This is a genomic window from Nocardioides sp., assembly GCF_035503875.1.
In the GTDB taxonomy this organism is placed as follows: domain Bacteria; phylum Actinomycetota; class Actinomycetes; order Propionibacteriales; family Nocardioidaceae; genus Nocardioides.
The window spans coordinates 1-3,116 of record NZ_DATJTA010000073.1 but is presented as its reverse complement, the minus strand read 5'-3'; the positions used below and the strand labels follow the sequence as shown (position 1 = coordinate 3,116).

4 protein-coding genes, 1 tRNA gene and 1 pseudogene are annotated in these 3,116 nt (G+C 71.2%); all 6 read right to left on the bottom strand.

Annotation, left to right across the window (positions count from 1 at the left end):
• Nucleotides 1-140 precede the first annotated feature (140 nt).
• Nucleotides 141-216 (bottom strand) — tRNA-Ala (locus tag VMF51_RS17140).
• 78 nt (nucleotides 217-294) lie between these two features.
• Nucleotides 295-912, bottom strand: a complete 618-nt coding sequence (locus tag VMF51_RS17135) for a histidine phosphatase family protein (RefSeq protein ID WP_325475670.1) — start codon at nucleotides 910-912, stop codon at nucleotides 295-297.
• Nucleotides 909-1,286, bottom strand: a complete 378-nt coding sequence (rsfS, locus tag VMF51_RS17130; protein ID WP_325475669.1) for a ribosome silencing factor — start codon at nucleotides 1,284-1,286, stop codon at nucleotides 909-911. Before rsfS ends, VMF51_RS17135 begins: the two co-directional genes overlap by 4 nt.
• Nucleotides 1,283-1,885: a nicotinate-nucleotide adenylyltransferase gene (gene nadD, locus VMF51_RS17125; RefSeq protein ID WP_325475668.1), complete on the bottom strand. Its 603-nt coding sequence runs from the start codon at nucleotides 1,883-1,885 to the stop codon at nucleotides 1,283-1,285. Before nadD ends, rsfS begins: the two co-directional genes overlap by 4 nt.
• 16 nt (nucleotides 1,886-1,901) lie before the next feature.
• Entirely contained in the window at nucleotides 1,902-2,060 is a 159-nt protein-coding gene (locus VMF51_RS17120) for a hypothetical protein (RefSeq protein ID WP_325475667.1), read from the bottom strand.
• A gap of 29 nt (nucleotides 2,061-2,089) precedes the next feature.
• A pseudogene (locus tag VMF51_RS17115) lies at nucleotides 2,090-3,116 on the bottom strand (glutamate-5-semialdehyde dehydrogenase); the annotation flags it as partial.

Sequence of the window (3,116 nt, the reverse complement as noted above, 5' to 3'; positions counted from 1 at the left end):
GCAGAAGTTGCGGGTCGAGTCGGCAGTAGTTACTGCCGACTCGACGCGCAACTTCTGCCGACTCGGCGTACTGCGGGGTGGGTCTGGTCGGAAATGACCGAAGGCCGGCTTCCTGGGTGGAAGCCGGCCTTCGGTGGAGATGGTGGAGCTGAGGGGACTCGAACCCCTGACCCTCTGCATGCCATGCAGATGCGCTACCAGCTGCGCCACAGCCCCATCTCGTTCGCTCCCGCGGTGGCGAGCGACCTGCGGAATATTAGCCAGAACCGATCGCGGATGCGAAATCGGGGGTGCTCAGCGCGGTGCGACGCGGTTGTAGGCGCGCAGCCGCAGCGGTGCACCGGGCTCGTGCTGGTCGAGCTCGACCCAGGCGCAGTTGTCGAGACCGTGCAGGGATGCGCGCCGGCCGGGCTCCCAACCGAGCAGGGCGGGTACGGCGTCGCGGATCGCCGCGCCGTGCGAGACCGCGACGGCGAGCTCCCCCGGCGCGACGGTCGCCAGCAGCTCACCCAGCGCGGCGGTCATCCGCGCGGCGACCTCGCTCGCCCGCTCGCCTCCGGGGACCACGTCGAAGTCGCCGAGCCGGAACTCCGCGAACTCCTCCGGCGCGAGGGCGGCGTACTCGGCGTGGGTGAGGCCCTGCCGGTCGGCGAGGAAGTACTCACGCAGCCGGGCGTCGTACGACGGGTCCAGGCCGGTCTCCTTGGCGACGTACGCCGCCGTGTCGCGCGCGCGGAGGCTGTCGGATGACCACAGGGCCACCGGCGCCATCGCGGCGATCAGCGGGGCGACGTCGGCGGCCTGACGACGGCCGGTGTCGTCGAGCTCCGCGTCGAGCTGGCCCTGGACCCGGTGGGCCTTGTTCCAGGCCGTCTGCCCGTGCCGCAGCAGGACGAGGCGCCGGGCGGTCACCGTTCGTGGGCGACGACGTCGGCCGGGAGCGCGATGGTCGGGCAGTCGCGCCAGAGCCGCTCGAGGGCGTAGAACTCGCGCTCCTCCTCGTGCTGCACGTGGACGACGACCTCGCCGTAGTCGATGAGGACCCAGCGGCCGTCGCGCTCACCCTCGCGGCGGATGGGCTTGGCGCCGATCTCGCGGAGCTTGTCCTCGATCTCGTCGACGATCGCCTTGACCTGGCGGTCGTTGCTCGCCGAGGTGAGCAGGAAGGCGTCGGTGATGGCCAGCTGCTCGCTGACGTCGAACGCGAGGATGTTGGTGGCGAGCTTGTCGGACGCGGCGCGCGCGGCGGCGGTCACCAGCTCGCGGGCGTGCTCGGAGGCGGTCACTGCGAGTCCTTCGGATAGAGGTGGTGCTTGTTGACGTACTGGACGACGCCGTCGGGGACGAGGTACCAGATGGGCTCGCCGCGCTGGCTGCGCGAGCGGCAGTCGGTCGACGAGATCGCCAGGGCGGGGATCTCGACCATCGTCACGCGGTCGGCGGGCAGGGCCGCGAGGGTGGCCTCGTCCATGGTGTAGCCGGGCCGGGTGCAGCCCACGAACTGGGCGAGCTCGAACAGCTCGTTGGGATCGCGCCAGGTGAAGATCTCGGTCAGCGCGTCGGCACCGGTGATGAAGTAGAGCTCCGCATCCGGCATCGCCGCCTTCAGGTCGCCCAGCGTGTCCCGCGTGTACGTCGGGCCGTGACGGTCGATGTCGACGCGCGAGACGGTGAACCGCGGGTTGGCGGCGGTCGCGATGACCGTCATCAGGTAGCGGTGCTCGGCCGGCGAGACGTGCCGGTCGGACTTCTGCCACGGGTCGCCGGTGGGGACGAACACCACCTCGTCGAGGTCGAACCAGGACTGGACCTCGGAGGCGGCCACGAGGTGGCCGTGGTGGATGGGGTCGAAGGTGCCGCCCATGACCCCGACGCGGCGGGGCACGGGCGCGAGGGTCACCTCAGCTGTGCTCGCGGCCCGCTCCGAACGCGATCAGGCCGAAGAGCAGCGCGAAGAGGATCCCGAGCGTGATCACGCCGACGCCCCAGGACAGGACCTGGTCGACCTCGTGGTGGGCCTCTTCGGCGGCGAGCACGGCGGTGGTGAGGGTGCTGAGCATGCGCTGAGCCTACCGTCCGCGCCGGACAGTCAGCGCACGTGCCCGTCCCCGGTGACGACGTACTTGGTCGACGTCATCTCGGGCAGGCCCATCGGACCACGCGCGTGCAGCTTCTGGGTGCTGATGCCGATCTCGGCGCCGAAGCCGAACTCGCCCCCGTCGGTGAACCGGGTCGAGGCGTTGACCAGCACCGCCGCGGAGTCGACCGCCGCCGTGAAGCGCCGGGCGGCGCGCTGGTCCTCGGTCACGATCGCCTCGGTGTGCTGGCTGGAGTAGCGCCGGATGTGCTCGATCGCGGCGTCCACCGAGTCGACGACGGCCGCGGAGATGTCAAGGGAGAGGTACTCCGTCGCGTAGTCCTCCTCGGTCGCCGGCACCACCCCGTCGTACGCCGCGAACGCCTCGTCGCCGTGGATGGTCACGCCGGCCTCCTGCAGCGCCGCGACGACTCGCGGGAGGAACACCTCGGCGAGGTCGGCGTGCACGAGCAGCGACTCGGCGGAGTTGCAGACGCTGGTGCGATGGGTCTTGGCGTTCAGCACGATGGCGATGGCCTGGTCGAGGTCGGCCGCCGCGTCGACGTACACGTGGCAGTTGCCGACGCCGGTCTCGATCACCGGCACGATCGCGTTCTGCACGACGTTCCGGATCAGCGACGCGCCGCCGCGCGGGATCACGACGTCCACCAGGCCGCGCGCACGCAGCAGTTCGGTCACCGAGTCGTGCGTGTCGCCGGGCACCAGCTGCACCGCGTCGGCCGGGAAGCCGTTGTCCGCCAAGGCCGCGCGCAGCACGTCGACCAGCGCGGTGTTCGACTCCTTCGCGGAGGACCGCGACGATCGCGGCGTTCGAGGACCGCGCCGACGACGAGCCGCGCAGCAGCACCGCGTTGCCGGACTTGAGACAGATGCCCGCGGCATCGGCGGTCACGTTGGGACGCGCCTCGTAGATAATCCCGACGACGCCGAACGGCACCCGCACCTGGCGCAGCCGCAGGCCGTTGGCCAGGGTCGAGCCGCGGACCACCTCGCCGACGGGGTCGGGCAGCCCGGCCAC

Excerpts from the sequence above, each read along its gene's own strand:
- VMF51_RS17120 (WP_325475667.1), bottom strand. The coding sequence starts at position 2,060 with ATGCTCAGCACCCTCACCACCGCCGTGCTCGCCGCCGAAGAGGCCCAC.